Origin of the sequence: Amycolatopsis vancoresmycina (assembly GCF_000716785.1) — a bacterium.
Classification (GTDB): Bacteria; Actinomycetota; Actinomycetes; order Mycobacteriales; family Pseudonocardiaceae; genus Amycolatopsis; species Amycolatopsis vancoresmycina.
On record NZ_JNYY01000005.1, the window covers coordinates 32,180 to 46,979 of the forward strand.

General features: G+C 71.5%; 14 protein-coding genes. 7 read left to right on the forward strand and 7 right to left on the reverse strand.

All coding sequences use genetic code 11. The features are described from left to right. The first annotated feature begins 164 nt into the window (after nt 1–164). From OO60_RS12080 to OO60_RS12090, 3 genes are all read left to right on the forward strand, one after another. A complete protein-coding gene (locus tag OO60_RS12080; protein WP_033261369.1) occupies nt 165–2,429 on the forward strand; it encodes a M4 family metallopeptidase in 2,265 nt (754 codons plus the stop codon). Between the two features lie 85 nt (nt 2,430–2,514). Then, a complete protein-coding gene (locus OO60_RS12085) occupies nt 2,515–4,119 on the forward strand; it encodes a M28 family metallopeptidase (protein ID WP_003083048.1) in 1,605 nt (534 codons plus the stop codon). A gap of 136 nt (nt 4,120–4,255) precedes the next feature. After that, nucleotides 4,256–5,299, forward strand: a complete 1,044-nt coding sequence (locus OO60_RS12090; RefSeq protein WP_003083047.1) for a chitinase — start codon at nt 4,256–4,258, stop codon at nt 5,297–5,299. A gap of 36 nt (nt 5,300–5,335) precedes the next feature. Here the strand turns inward: OO60_RS12090 and OO60_RS12095 are convergent, their stop codons facing one another. From OO60_RS12095 to dapE, 3 genes are all read right to left on the reverse strand, one after another. After that, complete coding sequence (locus OO60_RS12095) at nt 5,336–6,445, reverse strand: NADAR family protein (RefSeq protein ID WP_003083044.1); 1,110 nt, start codon at nt 6,443–6,445, stop codon at nt 5,336–5,338. A gap of 14 nt (nt 6,446–6,459) precedes the next feature. Then, nucleotides 6,460–7,266: a DUF3152 domain-containing protein gene (locus OO60_RS12100; RefSeq protein WP_003083041.1), complete on the reverse strand. Its 807-nt coding sequence runs from the start codon at nt 7,264–7,266 to the stop codon at nt 6,460–6,462. 124 nt (nt 7,267–7,390) lie between these two features. Next, complete coding sequence (gene dapE / locus OO60_RS12105; RefSeq protein WP_003083040.1) at nt 7,391–8,461, reverse strand: succinyl-diaminopimelate desuccinylase; 1,071 nt, start codon at nt 8,459–8,461, stop codon at nt 7,391–7,393. 44 nt (nt 8,462–8,505) lie between these two features. Here dapE and OO60_RS12110 point away from each other — a divergent pair, with 44 nt between their 5' ends. Genes OO60_RS12110 through OO60_RS12120 form a run of 3 tightly spaced genes read left to right on the forward strand, consistent with a single transcriptional unit; the run spans nt 8,506 to nt 10,892 of the window. Continuing rightward, nucleotides 8,506–8,922 carry a hypothetical protein gene (locus OO60_RS12110; RefSeq protein WP_033261483.1) on the forward strand — a complete coding sequence of 139 codons (417 nt, stop codon included), beginning with the start codon at nt 8,506–8,508 and terminating at the stop codon, nt 8,920–8,922. A 28-nt stretch (nt 8,923–8,950) separates the two neighbouring features. Continuing rightward, complete coding sequence (gene dapD / locus OO60_RS12115; RefSeq protein ID WP_003083035.1) at nt 8,951–9,934, forward strand: 2,3,4,5-tetrahydropyridine-2,6-dicarboxylate N-succinyltransferase; 984 nt, start codon at nt 8,951–8,953, stop codon at nt 9,932–9,934. A 28-nt stretch (nt 9,935–9,962) separates the two neighbouring features. Next, the gene (locus tag OO60_RS12120; RefSeq protein WP_003083033.1) at nt 9,963–10,892 is read left to right on the forward strand and encodes a CHAD domain-containing protein; all 930 of its coding nucleotides are present in this window, start codon (nt 9,963–9,965) and stop codon (nt 10,890–10,892) included. Nucleotides 10,893–10,982: 90 nt separating this feature from the next. Here OO60_RS12120 and OO60_RS12125 read toward each other — a convergent pair whose 3' ends face one another. After that, complete coding sequence (locus OO60_RS12125; protein ID WP_003083032.1) at nt 10,983–12,389, reverse strand: FAD-dependent monooxygenase; 1,407 nt, start codon at nt 12,387–12,389, stop codon at nt 10,983–10,985. A gap of 81 nt (nt 12,390–12,470) precedes the next feature. Here OO60_RS12125 and OO60_RS12130 point away from each other — a divergent pair, with 81 nt between their 5' ends. Beyond that, nucleotides 12,471–13,088 carry a TetR/AcrR family transcriptional regulator gene (locus OO60_RS12130; RefSeq protein WP_003083031.1) on the forward strand — a complete coding sequence of 206 codons (618 nt, stop codon included), beginning with the start codon at nt 12,471–12,473 and terminating at the stop codon, nt 13,086–13,088. Here OO60_RS12130 and dapC read toward each other — a convergent pair. The 3 genes from dapC to OO60_RS47140 all read right to left on the reverse strand — a co-directional run bounded on the left by dapC (nt 13,082) and on the right by OO60_RS47140 (nt 14,788). Further along, entirely contained in the window at nt 13,082–14,173 is a 1,092-nt protein-coding gene (gene dapC / locus OO60_RS12135) for a succinyldiaminopimelate transaminase (RefSeq protein ID WP_003083030.1), read from the reverse strand. The genes OO60_RS12130 and dapC overlap by 7 nt on opposite strands. Continuing rightward, entirely contained in the window at nt 14,170–14,490 is a 321-nt protein-coding gene (gene fdxA, locus OO60_RS12140) for a ferredoxin (protein WP_003083029.1), read from the reverse strand. The genes dapC and fdxA overlap by 4 nt, the downstream gene beginning before the upstream one ends. 124 nt (nt 14,491–14,614) lie before the next feature. Next, a complete protein-coding gene (locus tag OO60_RS47140; RefSeq protein ID WP_003083024.1) occupies nt 14,615–14,788 on the reverse strand; it encodes a hypothetical protein in 174 nt (57 codons plus the stop codon). Between the last annotated feature and the right edge of the window lie 12 nt (nt 14,789–14,800).

The following is a 14,800-nucleotide window of genomic DNA, read 5'->3' on the forward strand; positions in this document are numbered from 1 at the left end:
CGATAATCCGGAACGCACTGTTGGTCCGTTCGGCGCATTGACGCCCGGATGTGCTGATCCTTTACTCGGATGCGTCCGGACGCATACCTGCTGTTAGCACGCCGGACACGTCTCCCGTTTCCCTTACCGGACCTCGATTCTGCCTTCATGGAAGGAAGACCTCGATGACCCATCGTGGGTTCAGCACGGGCTTGGCGGCCGCCGCCGGGCTCGCCATGACGCTCGCGTTACCGGTGACCCCGGCGAGCGCAGCATCCCCAGCCCAGCCCGCCGCTCCCGAAGCGGCCGCCGCCCGCGCCGCCGACCAGGCGGCCGCCAGCGGTCTCGACGCCCTGCGCCGCGGACCGGCCGAATCGTTCCAGCGCGTCGGCCTCACCGCCGGCGGCGGTGGCCTCTTCTACGGCGCCTACCAGCGAACCTACCAGGGCCTGCGGGTCGTGGGCGGGGACGCGGTGGTCGTCGCCGACGGCGCCGGGCGCGTCCGCGGCACCGAAGCCGCGTCCACCGCCCCGATAACGGTCGGCACCCAGGCGCTGGTCGACGCGGCGAAGGCCGCCGCCACCGCGCGCGCTCAACTGCCCACTGTGGACAGTGTGAGCGCGCCGGAGAAGGTGGTGCTGGCCGGGGCGAGCCCGAAGCTGGCCTACGAGGTCGTCGTCGCCGGGCGCACCGCCACGGCGCCGAGCAACCTGCACGTGTTCGTCGACGCGGCGACCGGTGCGGTGCTCGACAAGCGGGACGACGTGAAGACGTTCGCCTCGGGCGCTCGCACCCAGGCCCAGCCCGCCACGGTGAACGTGGCCGGCACCGGCAACAGCTATTACGTCGGCAACGTCTCCATCGACACCACGCAGTCCGGCAGCACGTACACGCTGCGCGACCCGGGCCGCACCGGCATCAGCTGCGGCCGGGAAGGCGGTTCTGTCTACAGTGGACCGGACAACAACTGGGGCAACGGCTCCGGCACGGACCTCGAGACCGGCTGCGTCGACGTCCTCTACAGCGTCCAGACCGAGTGGAAGATGCTCGCCGACTGGCTCGGCCGCAACGGCATCAACGGCAGCGGCACCGGCTACCCGGCGTCCGTCGGCCTGAACGACGTCAACGCCTACTGGAACGGCTCGTCGACGCACTTCGGCCACTCGCAGGACAACCAGCGCCAGGCCACGTCGATGGACGTCGTCGGCCACGAGTTCGGCCACGGCGTCTTCCAGTTCACCCCGGGCGGTGCCGGTTCCGGCAACGAGAACGGCGGCATGAACGAGTCGACCGGTGACATCTTCGGCGCGCTGACCGAGGCGTACGCGAACAACGCCAAGGACACCCCGGACTACGAGGTCGGCGAGGGCGTCAACCTGGTCGGCCAGGGCCCGATCCGCTACATGTACCAGCCGTCCAAGGTCGGCGACCCGAACTGCTACTCCTCGTCGATCCCGAGCACCGAGGTGCACGCGGCGGCCGGCCCGCAGAACCACTGGTTCTACCTGCTGGCCGAGGGCTCGAACCCGGGTGGCGGCAAGCCGTCCAGCCCGACCTGCAACAACTCGTCGGTCACCGGTCTCGGCATCCAGAAGGCCGGCAAGATCTTCTACAACGGCCTGCTGAAGAAGACCTCGTCGTGGAACCACAAGGCCGCCCGCAAGGCGACCCTCGAAGCCGCGATCGCGCTCTTCCCGGGCAGCTGCGTCGAGTACAACACCACCAAGGCCGCGTGGGACGCCGTCTCCGTGACCGCCGCCACCGGTGAGCCGACCTCGTGCAGCGGCGGCGGGCCGGACTTCTCGGTCGCGCTGAACCCGGCCTCGGGTTCCGTGCAGCCGGGCGCCTCGGCGACCACCACGATCAGCACCGCGATCACCTCCGGCGCGGCGCAGTCGATCACGCTGTCCGCCTCGGGCCTGCCCGCCGGGGCGACCGCGACGTTCAACCCGGCGACCATCCAGTCCGGTGCGTCCTCGACGCTGACCATCGCGACGACTTCGTCGACCCCGACCGGCAGCTTCCCCATCACCATCACCGCCGACGGGGCCAGCACCGACCACACGGCGACGTACACGCTGTCCGTCGGCACCACCGGGTCGTGCGCGCCGGTGACCAACTCGGCCCGCCTCGACATCCCGGACTACCCGGCGAGCGCGGTCAGCAGCACCAGCACGGTCAGCGGCTGCGCCCGCAACGCGTCCGGCACCACCAAGGTCGAGGTGCACATCACCCACACCTACCGCGGTGACCTGGTCATCGACCTCGTCGCCCCGGACGGCACCGCCTACCGGCTGAAGAACTCCAGCAGCGACTCCACCCCGAACATCGACACCACCTACACCGTGAACGCTTCTTCGGAAGCCGCGAACGGCGCGTGGCAGCTCCGCATCCGAGACGTCGGCCCCGCCGACACCGGTTACCTGTCCTCCTGGACGTTGACCGTGTAGCACTCCCCACCCCGTGAAGGCCGCACCAGCCAGGTGCGGCCTTCACGGTCGTCATCCCCCACCCCCACCGAAGGAATTCACCGCCATGAAGTGGAAGACACGACTCGGCGCCGGGGTCACCGCCCTCGCCGCCGTGCTGGGCGTCGTCAGCGCGCCAGCGGCCACCGCCGCGCCCGCCGCGGCGCTCGCCGCGCCGGACATCTCGCTGGCCAACATCAAGGCCCACCTCAACCAGCTGCAGACCATCGCCAACAACAACGGCGGCACCCGCTCACCGCGCGGCGGCGGGTACGCGGCCTCGGTGTCCTATGTGGAGAACCTGCTGAAGAACGCGGGCTACACCACGAGCAGGCAGACCTGCACCAGCTGCATCGGCCAGTCCCAGAACCTGATCGCCGAGTGGCCGCAGGGCGACGCCAGCCAGGTCATCATGCTCGGCGCGCACCTCGACAGCGTGAGCGCCGGCCCCGGCATCAACGACAACGGCTCCGGCAGCGCGTCGATCCTCGAGGTCGCGCTGACGCTGGCCCGGACGAACCCGGCGACGGCCAAGCGCGTCCGGTTCGCCTGGTGGGCCGACGAGGAGTCCGGCCTGGTCGGCTCCAAGTACTACGTCAACAACCTGCCCAGCAGCGAGCGCACGAAGATCAAGACCTACCTCAACTTCGACATGATCGGCTCGAAGAACTGGGGCTACTTCGTCTACGACGACGTGGCTTCGGTCAAGGCGATCTTCGACGAGTACTTCGCCTCGATCGGCATCCAGACCGAGGGCGACAGCGAAGGCGACGGCCGGTCCGACCACGCGTCCTTCAAGAGCGCGGGCATCCCGGTCGGCGGCCTGGCCACCGGCGCCGGCGACATCAAGAGCTCGGCGCAGGCGCAGAAGTGGGGCGGCACCGCGGGTTCGCCGTTCGACAACTGCTACCACCGCGCCTGCGACACGACGGCGAACATCCCGGACACGCCGCTGGAGAAGAACTCCGACGCCATCGGGTACGCGCTGTGGAAGCTGGCCGTCGCCCCGACGCAGGGCAACGACTTCTCCGTCTCGCTGAACCCGGCGTCCGGAACCGTCCAACCGGGACAGTCGCTGCAGGTGGCGGTGAGCACCGCGACGACGTCCGGCAGCGCCCAGTCGATCTCGCTGTCGGCGTCCGGCCTGCCCGCGGGCGCGACGGCGTCCTTCAGCCCGGTCACGATCTCCTCCGGCGGCAGCTCGACGCTGACCATCACGACGTCGGCTTCGACCCCGACCGGGACGTTCCCGCTCACCGTGACCGCGGACGGCGCGAGCGTCGACCACACGGCGTCGTTCTCCCTCGGCGTCGGCAGCTCGTCGTGCGCGCCGGTGACCAACTCGACGCGGCTGGACATCCCCGACTACCCGGGTGCCGCGGTGAACAGCCCCGCGAACGTGGCGGGCTGCGCGCGCAACGCGTCCGGCACCACCAAGGTCGAGGTGCACATCACCCACACCTACCGCGGTGACCTGGTCATCGACCTCGTCGCCCCGGACGGCACGGCGTACCGCGTGAAGAACTCCAGCAGCGATTCGACGCCGAACCTGGACACGACCTACACCGTGAACGCCTCCTCGGAGGCCGCGGACGGCGCCTGGCAGCTCCGGATCCGGGACGTCGGCCCGGCCGACACCGGTTACCTGTCCTCCTGGACGCTGACCGTCTGACGGCGGCTCGGGGGCGGCCCGCGGGCCGCCCCCGAGTTGTCTAGACCACCCGTTCGTAGGTAGTCAGCGGTTTCCCACGGCGCTTATGTTGGGCGGACACGCCGCGTTCGCCCCCTCAACGACGATGGGAGCCGGTATGTCCGGTCGCTTGTTCGGAACCCTGCTGGCGGCGGTGCTCGCCGTCCCGCTGTTCGTGTCGGCCCCCGCGCAGGGGGCGGTGCAGGCCGACACGTGCGCGGTGAAGTCGCGTCCCGCGGGCAAGGTCCTCCAGGGGTACTGGGAAAACTGGGACGGCGCCGCGAACGGCGTCCACCCCGGGCTGGGCTGGATCCCGATCACCGACAGCCGGATGGCCCAGCACGGGTACAACGTCATCAACGCGGCCTTCCCGGTCATCCGGTCCGACGGCACGGTGCTGTGGGAGAACGGGATGGACGCCGGGGTCAAGGTGTCGACCCCCGCCGAGATGTGCGCGGCGAAGGCCGCGGGCGCGACGATCCTGATGTCGATCGGCGGCGCGGCCGCCGGGATCGACCTCTCGTCGTCCGCGGTCGCCGACCGGTTCGTCGCCACCGTCGTGCCGATCCTCAAGCAGTACAACTTCGACGGGATCGACATCGACATCGAGACCGGGCTGACGAACAGCGGGAGCATCAAGACGCTCTCGGCGTCGCAGAGCAACCTGATCCGGATCATCGACGGCGTGCTCGCGCAGATGCCGTCGAACTTCGGGCTCACGATGGCACCGGAGACCGCCTACGTGACCGGCGGCAGCGTCGCCTACGGCTCGATCTGGGGCGCGTACCTGCCGATCATCAAGAAGTACGCGGACAACGGCCGCCTCTGGTGGCTGAACATGCAGTACTACAACGGGTCCATGTACGGCTGCTCCGGCGATTCGTACCAGGCCGGGACCGTGCAGGGCTTCACCGTCCAGACGCAGTGCCTGAACAACGGCCTGGTCGTGCAGGGCACGACGATCCGGGTGCCCTACGACAAGCAGGTCCCCGGCCTGCCCGCCCAGCCGGGCGCGGGTGGCGGGTACATGTCGCCGAGCCTGGTTTCCCAGGCGTGGCGGTCGGTTCCGGGGCTCAAGGGCCTGATGGACTGGTCGATCAACTGGGACGGCTCGAAGGCCTGGACGTTCGGCGACAACGTCAAATCCCTCCAGGGCCGCTGACCCGGTCGTGAGTGGTAAGGCGAGTTCTAACTCGCCTTACCACTCACGAGCCGCGGGCAGCTCGGAACGGGTGAGTTCCAGGAGGCGGCCCAGCCAGTTGGCGCCGCTCGAGTTCCAGTACTTCGACGTCCAGTCGCTGTAGAGCAGGCGGGCGTCACCCGTGCCGAGCAACGTCGCCGCCATCGCCGGGTGGCGCTCGAACTTGTCCCGCAGCAGCGCGGCCATCACGCCCAGGCGGGCCGACGGCCAGTCCGCTCGCCGGGGCGCGTCCTCGCCGAGGGTCCGTGCGTCGAGACCACGGGCGGCGGCGGCGATCCGATCGTGCCAGCCGGCGTCGTCGGTGGACAGCGCCCAGTAGGCGTGCATGACGCTCGCGTACTCCCGGCCGCCGTGGACCACCGCCGCCGGGTAGTCGGCCTGCAGGACCTCCAGGCCCGGCGGATCGGGCCAGCCGCTCGGGTAGACGTGCCCGCCCACGGTCAGGGGGACGGTCGTCTCCGGGCCGTCCGCCACCCGCTTCGCCTGGGTTCTGGCGACACCGGCCTCGCTCTTGCGGAAGTATTCGAGCGCGTGCTCCCGGATTTCCGGGGTCACGGTGAGCGTGTGGCCCGGGCGCCGGGCCGGGATCGTCTCGCCCACCTCGGCGAGCAGGATCCGCACCGGGACGTCGTTCTGGTCCATGTCGCCGAGCACGTGGATCCGGCGGTGTTCGGGCACCGCGTGGTACGACTCGCGGACGATCTCGAGGTTGGCGCCGGTCGGCTCCGCGGCGTACGCCAGCAGCGCGTCCCAGCAGCGCCGGGAGGAGTCCGGCCGGTCGTTGAGCTCGTCCACGTCGTCGGCGAGCTCACCGATCACCAGCTCCGGCGTCAGCCAGGACTCCAACGCCGGCACGGTTCCGTTGGCCGTGCCGGAGATGATCAGTGGTGCACCCTCGGGCGGGGTCAATGACAGCGTGCCGTCGTCGAACGCGGCGCGGAGGCCGTCGAGATCCGTCGATCCGTACCGCCACAGGACGACGCCGTCCGCGAAGACGGCGAGCGGGCCGAGCGTGTAGTAATCACCGTGGTTGACGAAAACGAGGCGTTGCCGCCCCTCGACGACATCGCCGCCGACCACCCGCGACGTCGAAGTGCTGTCCGGCATGTCGACGAGCCTAGTCAGGAGTCGCCCGCCGGGATCGGGTCGTCGTACTCGCCCGAAGGGCCCGCGTATTCGCGGCCGCCGTCGGGGAACGGCCACGGGTTCGGGACGCAGCCGTGCAGCCCCAATGTCTGCTGCTCCATCACCGGCGCCCGCTGGCCCGGCCCCGGGCACAGCTCGTGGCCCTGGCCGAGCCGGTGCCCGGTTTCGTGGGTGACCATGTACTGCCGGTAGACGTCGAGCGGGGCGCCGTAGTTCGGGACGGCGTTGGCCCAGCGGGCGACGTTGAGCACGACGTTGCTGCCGTTGCGGCAGGAGGTGTAGCTGTCCGGCGTGCCGCCGCACAGCTTGTCGCGGCTGGCCGGGGTGGCGAGGTAGATGGTGAAGTCGGCGCTGTCGGACGGGCCCACCTGCTGCAGCCGCCACTGCCCGCCGGCGGTCCAGCCGCGCGGGTCGCCGAGGATGGTGCGGATGGCCTTGGCGAACTCGCCGGGCCCGACGCCGTCGATGTCGGTCTCGATGGCGATCCGGTAGCGCATCAGCCGGCCCGCCGGCCCGGCCACCTCGTCGCTGCCGGGGGTGAACATCCACTGGCCGGACCCGGTCCGCGGGAAGCTGATGGCGGCCTCGGCGGGCGCGGCCTGCGTCACGGGGGCCCGCTCGTCCGGCGGCGGCGGGACCGAGGTGGCGTCCCCGATGGCGGTGAGGATCGGCCCGGCCGCGGGCGCGGCCACCGGCTGCCCCTCCCCGCAGGCAGCCACGCCGCCGCCCACCGCCAGGGCGAGCACGGCGGCGGCCGCGGCCCGTCTCGCGGTTTTCGGCATGGGTCCTCCCGGGGTGCGCGGTTTCAGAAGGACATACGGGCCGCGGCCGGGAAAAGTTGCGGTGACCTGCGGTGGCGGAGCGTCACCGCAGTTCAGGGACCTGGGTGTGACGACGGCCACAGCCTCAGCCGAGGAACTTGCGGAGGACCTCGGTGACCTGGCGGATCTCCGCCGTCCGGACGTTCTCCTGCTTCGTGTGCGCCAGGGTCGGGTTGCCGGGGCCGAAGTTCACCGCCGGCATGCCGCGCGCCGCGAAGCGCGCCACGTCCGTCCAGCCCAGCTTGGCCGCCGCGCGGCCGCCCGCCGCCGCCACCAGTTCCGCCGCCGCCGGAGCCGACAGGCCCGGCAGCGCGCCCGGCGACAAGTCCACAACGGACAGTTCGAAGCCGCTGAACACCTCGCGCAGGTGCCGCTCGGCCGCCGCCGGGTCGCGGTCCGGGGCGAAGCGGTGGTTGACCGTCAGCACCGCCGCGTCCGGGACCACGTTGCCCGCCACGCCGCCGCCGATCGACGTCGCCTGGAGGCCCTCGCGGTAGGTCAGGCCGTCGATGTCGACGATCCGCGGCGTGTACTCCGCCAGCCGCCGCAGCGGCTCGGCGAGCGCGTGGATCGCGTTCTCGCCCATCCACGCCCGCGCGGTGTGCGCGCGCTTGCCCGACAGCCGCAGCTCGACGCGCATGGTGCCCTGGCAGCCGGCCTCGATCACGCCGTTCGACGGCTCGCCGACGATCGCCAGGTCGCCCGCCAGCCACTCCGGCAGCTCGCGCTCGATCCGGCCGAGGCCGTTCTTGACCGCCTCGACCTCTTCGTTGTCGTAGAAGATGAAGGTGACGTCGTGCTTGGGCTCCGGCAGCGTCGTCGCCAGGTGCAGGAAGACCGCGTCGCCGCCCTTCATGTCGACCGTGCCGAGGCCGTGCAGGATCTCCTCGTCGCCGGTGCCTTCGCGCCGCGACGGCAGGTTGCCGTTTTCGGGCACGGTGTCCAGGTGCCCGGCGAGCACGACCCGCGACCCGCGCCCGAGGTTCGTCCGCGCGAGGACGGCGTCACCGTTGCGGACGACCTCGAGGTGCGGCGCCTGCGCCTGCAGCGCTTCCTGCACCGCCGTCGCGATCTCGGCCTCGGCGCCGGAGACGCTGAAGACGTCCACCAGCGCTGCGGTCAGGTCCACGGGGTCGGCGTGCAGGTCGAGGCTCATGACCCGCACGCTACCGTGGGGGTGTGTCCAAGTTCCCGGTCGCCGTGGGCGGCGCGTTGCTGGTCCTGGTCCTGGTCCTGGCGGGCTGCGGGAACGAGGCCGGTCCGGCCCCGAAGCCGCAGGCGGGCGCACCCGGCCCGGACGCGCTTCCGACGAAGCTGGACGCGCTGTCCGCGGACCAGTGCTACGCCAGCCCGCGCACCCAGCTGCCGAAGGGCTGTGAGAAGTACGTCACGGAGGTCGCCAACGTGCCGGGCGCGGCCCGCAAGCGCGCCGACGACCGCGACCCGCAGCTGGTCGCCGAGGCCGCCAAGCTGGAGCAGGCCGTCGGGTCGTTCCGGGCCACGGGCTGCACGACCGTGCCGGCCGCGGGCGGTCCCTGCTCGCAGGCGCTCGTCGACATCGCCGGCGCTCTCACCGGCCTGAAGAAGCAGGTAGACGCGCGGCCCACGAGTGGTTGATCCGCGTCACTCCACTACGGTGAGGGCCGTGAGCGAGCAGAGCCCGAACCCCGAAACGACCGGCGCCAGCGGCGTCGGGCTGGCCACCGTCACCACCGACGGGACGGTCCTCGACACCTGGTACCCGCACCCGAAGCTCGTCGACGGCGGCACCGCCGGCACCGAACGGCTCGGCGCGCAGGAGGCCAAGGAGCTGCTCGGCGACGCCGCCGCGGCGCTGCTCGGCCCGGACACCGACCGCGGGGTCGAGGTCGTCGCGGTGCGCACCACGATCGCCAAGCTGGCCGACGCGCCCGCCGACACCCACGACATGTACCTGCGGCTGCACCTGCTTTCGCACCGGCTGGTCCGCCCGCACGGGCAGAACCTCGACGGCATGTTCGGCCTGCTGGCCAACGTCGTGTGGACCAACCACGGCCCGTGCCCGGTCGAAGGCTTCGAGACGACCCGGCTGCGGCTGCGGGCGCGCGGCCCGGTGACCGTCTACAGCGTCGACAAGTTCCCGCGGATGGTCGACTACGTCCTGCCGTCCGGCGTCCGGATCGGCGACGCCGACCGCGTCCGGCTCGGCGCGCACCTGGCGTCCGGCACGACCGTGATGCACGAGGGCTTCGTCAACTTCAACGCCGGCACGCTCGGCGCGTCGATGGTCGAGGGCCGGATCTCGGCCGGCGTGGTCGTCGGCGACGGCTCGGACGTCGGCGGCGGCGCGTCGATCATGGGCACGCTGTCCGGCGGCGGCAAGGAGACGATCTCGCTGGGCGAGCGCTGCCTGATCGGCGCGAACGGCGGCGTGGGCATCTCGCTCGGGGACGACTCGGTCGTCGAGGCGGGGCTGTACGTCACGGCGGGCACGAAGGTCGTCGTCGAGGGCAAGGTCGTCAAGGCCCGCGAGCTCAACGGCATCTCGGGCGCGGTCTTCCGGCGGAACTCGGGGACGGGCGCGGTCGAGGTCGTGCCGCGGACCGGTGCCGGCGTCGAGCTGAACGCGGCTCTTCACGCGAACGACTGAAGTCGATCGTTCACTTACAATTCATCGTGTGACCACCGAATCGTTGCCTCGTACCCCGGCCGAGCTGGGCCTGCCGGAACTCCCGGTCGAGACGAATCCGGCCGATCCGGCGGTCCACCACGTTCGCGCCAAGCTCGACCGGGAGATCCGCGCCCTGCTCGCGCACGAACCCGGCACGCGCTCGGGAGCGGACCCGGAGGACCTGCACCAGATGCGCGTGGCGCTGCGGCGGATGCGCAGCGTGCTGAAGCTGTCCGGCAAGCTGGTCGGTGACGGCGCCGAGCCGGTGCGCGCGGAGCTGGGCTGGCTCGGCCAGTCGCTCGGCGAGGTGCGGGACCACGACGTGCTGATCGGGCACCTGCGCGAGGTCATCGCCGACTTCGAGGTCCGGGACCAGGCGGCGGGCCGCCGCCTGGTCTCGAAGTTCGTCAGCGAACGGGCCGCGGCGAAGCGGCGGCTGACCCGGGCGCTGTCCAGCGCCCGGTACTCGACGCTGCTGCGCGAGGTGAGCCTGCTGACGCGGGCGGAGTCCGCCGCCGCGGAAGCCCCGCACGACCTGGTGACCGGCCTCGCGAAGCCGCACCGCAAGCTGGCGAAGGCGGTGGCGGCGCTCCCGGCCGACCCGCCGGACGACGACCTGCACGCGCTGCGCATCCACGGCAAGAAGCTGCGCTACGCGGCCGAGCTGGCCCAGACGTCGGCGAAGAAGAAGCAGGCCGCGCGGATCAAGGTGCTGCTGAAGGCGACGAAGGACTTCCAGACGGTGCTGGGTGATCACCAGGACGCGGTGATCGCGGCTGAGCGCATGCGGTCGGTCCTGGACTCGGTCGACGGCCCGGTCGGGTTCGTCGCGGGCCGCATCGCCGAGCGCGAACTCGCCCGCCGCGCCGAGGCCCGCGCGGCTTGGCACGCCTCCTGGGAAACGGTCGACGCGGCCGCCAACGCCCTCCACGCCTGACCCCGTCCCTCCTCCCGAGGTCGCGAATGACTCATTCGGGACCTCCCACGTCCCGAATGAGTCATTCGCGACACCGGCTGCCCCGGCGCGTCAGGAGATGGACCAGACGTAGCCGTCCGGGCGGATCAGCACCCGGCGGCCGCCCGCTGCCTCGTAGGCCGCGTACGCGTGGCCGCCCTCGTCGACCAGGTCCGTTCCGGTCGGTGTGCTTCCCGCCGGCAGGATTCGGTAGCCCGGAGCCGGACCGTCGCCGAAGACCAGCTCGGTCGCGTGCGGGCCGCGGAACAGCTCGAACAGCCGCACCCGCTTCCCGTTCGCGTCCACCAGCGGCGCGTCCGGCGCGCGGTCGCCCGGCCGCAGCTCCCCGGTGCCCGCCGGCGACAGCGGGCCGCCCCGGTACGTGATGTCCAGCTGCTGCGTGTCCTCCCCGCGGCGGTGGGCGTCCTCGTCGCCGTCGACGTACTTCTGCAGCAGGCCCGTCGTCACCCCCAGCACCCGGGCCGCGACCGTCCGCCGCTCGGCCTCGTAGCTGTCCAGCAGCTCCAGTGAGCCGTCCGCGAGCTTCCAGCCCAGGTTGTAGCCGTCCTGGATGCCGGTGTTCAGGCCCTGCCCGCCGGTCGGCGGGTGGACGTGCGCCGCGTCCCCGGCGAGGAAGACCCGGCCGTCGCGGAAGCGGGCCGCCAGGCGGACGTTCGGTCGCCACACCGTCGACCAGGCCAGGTCGGCCAGCTTGACCGTGCCCCCGCTCAGCGCGTCGAGCCGGGCCTGGACCGCGGGCAACGCCGTTTCGACGTCGGTCTCGCCGTCGCCGAGCGAAGCGCCGAACTGGAAGTACGGCGTCCCCGGCAGCGGGCTGAACATCATGCCGCGCATCGGCTCGTCCGGCGAAGCGAACCAGTGGCCGTAGTTCCGGTCGAGCCCCTCGGCCACGACGTCGCCGAGCAGCATCCGGATCGACTCGTCGGTCGTGCCCTCGAACGCGATCCCCAGCGTCTTGCGCACGAAGCTCTTGCCGCCGTCGGCGCCGACCAGGTACTCCGCGCGGACGCTCTCGCCCGTGCTCAGGGTCGCCGTGACGCCGTCGCCGTCCTGCTCGAAGCCGGTCAGCGCGGTGTTCAGCTCGACGCGCACGCCGAACTCGGCCAGCCGGTCGCGCAGGATGCCCTCGGTCTGCGACTGGCCGAGGAACCAGCCGGTCGGGTACGGCTTCGACGGCGTCGGCTCGACCGGGTCGAACATCGTCCGCTCGCCGACCACCTCGCCGCCGAGGTGGATCTTCATCGGCACCGGGGCCATGCCCGCGGCCAGCACCGCGTCGAGCACGCCCAGGTCCTCGAACACCTCCAGCGTGCGCGGCTGCATCCCGTCGCCGCGCGAGCCGACGAAGTACGTCTCGGCCTTGTCGATGATCCGCACCGGGACATCCCGCCGCGCCAGCTCGATGGCCAGCGTCAGCCCGGTCGGTCCCGCTCCCGCGATCAGCACCCTGGTGTCCATGTCACCCTCCCAGTGAATTGTGATTCAGTGAATGTAGATTCAGGATGGCGCTGCTAGCGTCCCGTGTCAAGGGAGGTGGCGATGACGGCGACGAGCCGCAAGGAAAAGGCCGCGGAGACCGAGAGCGCGCTCAAGGCCGCGGCCAAGCGCGTCTTCGCCCGGAAGGGCTACCTGAACACGAAGATCACGGACATCACCGCCGAGGCGGGCCGGGCCGCGGGGTCGTTCTACAACCACTTCGCGGGCAAGGAGGAGCTCCTGGAGGCGCTCCTGGCCGACATCGCGGCGTCCGGCGACGAGAGCGCCGACAGCGAGGACCACCTGGCCGACTTCAGCAACCCCGCGGCCGTGCGCTGGCACGTCAAGCAGTACTGGGACTTCTACCGGGACAACGCCGCGACCATGCTGGCCCTGCGCCAGGCGGCGATGGTCAGCGAGTCGTTCGCGCGCACGCTGGCGCAGTTCGGCGCATCCCAGGCCGCCGACCTCGACGACCACCTCGCGCACGTCACCCGAGCCGGGCTGCAGCTGCCCACGACGCCGGACCGCTGCGGGATGCTGATGTACAACCTCGTCGACGCCTTCGCGGCGACGTGGCTGCACGGCTCACCGCCGGGCTGGACCCCGCCGACCGACGAAGAAGCGATCGAGCTGCTGACCCGGTTCGTCTACCGGGGACTGACCGGCAAGGACTACTGAGTCAGGCGCTCCACGGCGGCGTCGACGCGCTCGTCCGTCGCGGTCAGCGCGACGCGGACGTGCTTGCCGCCCTTCGGGCCGTAGAACGTCCCGGGCGCGACCAGGATCCCGCGCTCGGCGAGCCAGCCGACGGTCGCGGCGGCGTCCTCGTCCCGGGTCGCCCAGAGGTAGAGCCCGGCTTCGGAGTGGTCGATGCGGAAGCCGTTGTCCTGCAGCGCCTTCCGCAGCACGAGCCGGCGGCGGGCGTAGCGCTCGCGCTGGACGTGCAGGGCCTCGTCGTCGGCCAGCGCGGCGACCATCGCCTCCTGGACCGGGCGCGGCACGATCATGCCCGCGTGCTTGCGGACGTCGAGCAGCTGCTTGATCAGCCGGGGGTCGCCGGTCAGGAACCCGGCGCGGTAGCTGGCCAGGTTCGCCGACTTCGACAGCGAGTGCACCGCGATCAGCCCGTCCGCCCGGCCGTCGCAGACGTCCGGGTGCAGCACCGACAGCGGGTCGGTCTCCCAGCCGAGCGCCAGGTAGCACTCGTCGGAGACCACGACGACGTCCCGCTCGCGGGCCCACTCGACGACCTTGCGCAGGTGTTCCACCGGGAGCACGCGACCGGTCGGGTTGGACGGCGAGTTCAGCCAGATCATCGCCGGTTTCTGCGGGCCGAGCGCGGTCAGGCCGTCGGTCCGCAGGATCGACGCGCCCGCCAGCAGGGCCCCGACCTCGTACGTCGGGTAGGACAGCTCCGGGATGACGACGACGTCACCGGGCCCGAAGCCGAGCAGCCGCGGCAGCCAGGCCACGGCCTCCTTGGACCCGATCGTCGGCAGCACCGCGTCCGGCTCGATGCCGTCGACGCCGTGCCGCCGCGAAAGCGCCCCGCGCGCGGCTTCCCGGAGGGCCGGGATGCCGTGCGTGGTCGGGTAGCCCGGGATCTCCGAGACCGACGCGAGCGCGTCGCGGATCCCGGCGGGCACCGGGTCGACCGGCGTGCCGATGGAGAGGTCGACGACCCCACCGGGATGCGCCTGCGCCGTGGCCTTGACCTCGGCGAGCGAATCCCAGGGGAAGTCGGGCAGCGCGACCGGGCTCATTCGCCCTGCGGGGGCAGCGCCTTGATGAAGGCCGGGTCGTGCGCGGTCTTGCCCACCTTGGACGCGCCGCCGGGCGAGCCCAGCTCGTCGAAGAAGTCGACGTTGGCCTTGGTGTAGTCCGACCAGTTGTCCGGGACGTCGTCCTCGTAGTAGATCGCCTCGACCGGGCAGACCGGCTCGCAGGCGCCGCAGTCGACGCACTCGTCCGGGTGGATGTACAGCATCCGCTCGCCCTCGTAGATGCAGTCCACGGGGCACTCGTCGATACACGCCTTGTCGAGCACGTCGACGCAGGGCTCGGCGATCACGTAGGTCACTGCGCACTCCCGCATATCTCTGCAAAGACAGTCTCTGCAAACAGCCAGTCGGGGCCGACACTACGCGGTTCGGGCACCCGTTCGGACGGTGAGGCAAGCCTTAGCCATACCCCGGGTATGGGACTCACCTCTCGCGGCGGCGCGGGGGCGGGGTCGCCCGCGCGTCACCGGTGATGACGAAGCGCGGCTTGGGGGCCTCGTCCTCGGTCTTCTGCTCCCCCACAGCCCGGTTGAACCCCTCGGAGATCTCGTCGACGAGCTTCTCGTTGTGCCGCTCGTCCTTGCGCTGGATGCCCACCGCCACCTCCTG

Excerpts from the sequence above, each read along its gene's own strand:
- OO60_RS12080 (WP_033261369.1), top strand. The coding sequence starts at position 165 with ATGACCCATCGTGGGTTCAGCACGGGCTTGGCGGCCGCCGCCGGGCTC.
- OO60_RS12085 (WP_003083048.1), top strand. The coding sequence starts at position 2,515 with ATGAAGTGGAAGACACGACTCGGCGCCGGGGTCACCGCCCTCGCCGCC.
- OO60_RS12090 (WP_003083047.1), top strand. The coding sequence starts at position 4,256 with ATGTCCGGTCGCTTGTTCGGAACCCTGCTGGCGGCGGTGCTCGCCGTC.
- OO60_RS12095 (WP_003083044.1), bottom strand. The coding sequence starts at position 6,445 with ATGCCGGACAGCACTTCGACGTCGCGGGTGGTCGGCGGCGATGTCGTC.
- OO60_RS12100 (WP_003083041.1), bottom strand. The coding sequence starts at position 7,266 with ATGCCGAAAACCGCGAGACGGGCCGCGGCCGCCGCCGTGCTCGCCCTG.
- dapE (WP_003083040.1), bottom strand. The coding sequence starts at position 8,461 with ATGAGCCTCGACCTGCACGCCGACCCCGTGGACCTGACCGCAGCGCTG.
- OO60_RS12125 (WP_003083032.1), bottom strand. The coding sequence starts at position 12,389 with ATGGACACCAGGGTGCTGATCGCGGGAGCGGGACCGACCGGGCTGACG.
- OO60_RS12130 (WP_003083031.1), top strand. The coding sequence starts at position 12,471 with ATGACGGCGACGAGCCGCAAGGAAAAGGCCGCGGAGACCGAGAGCGCG.
- dapC (WP_003083030.1), bottom strand. The coding sequence starts at position 14,173 with ATGAGCCCGGTCGCGCTGCCCGACTTCCCCTGGGATTCGCTCGCCGAG.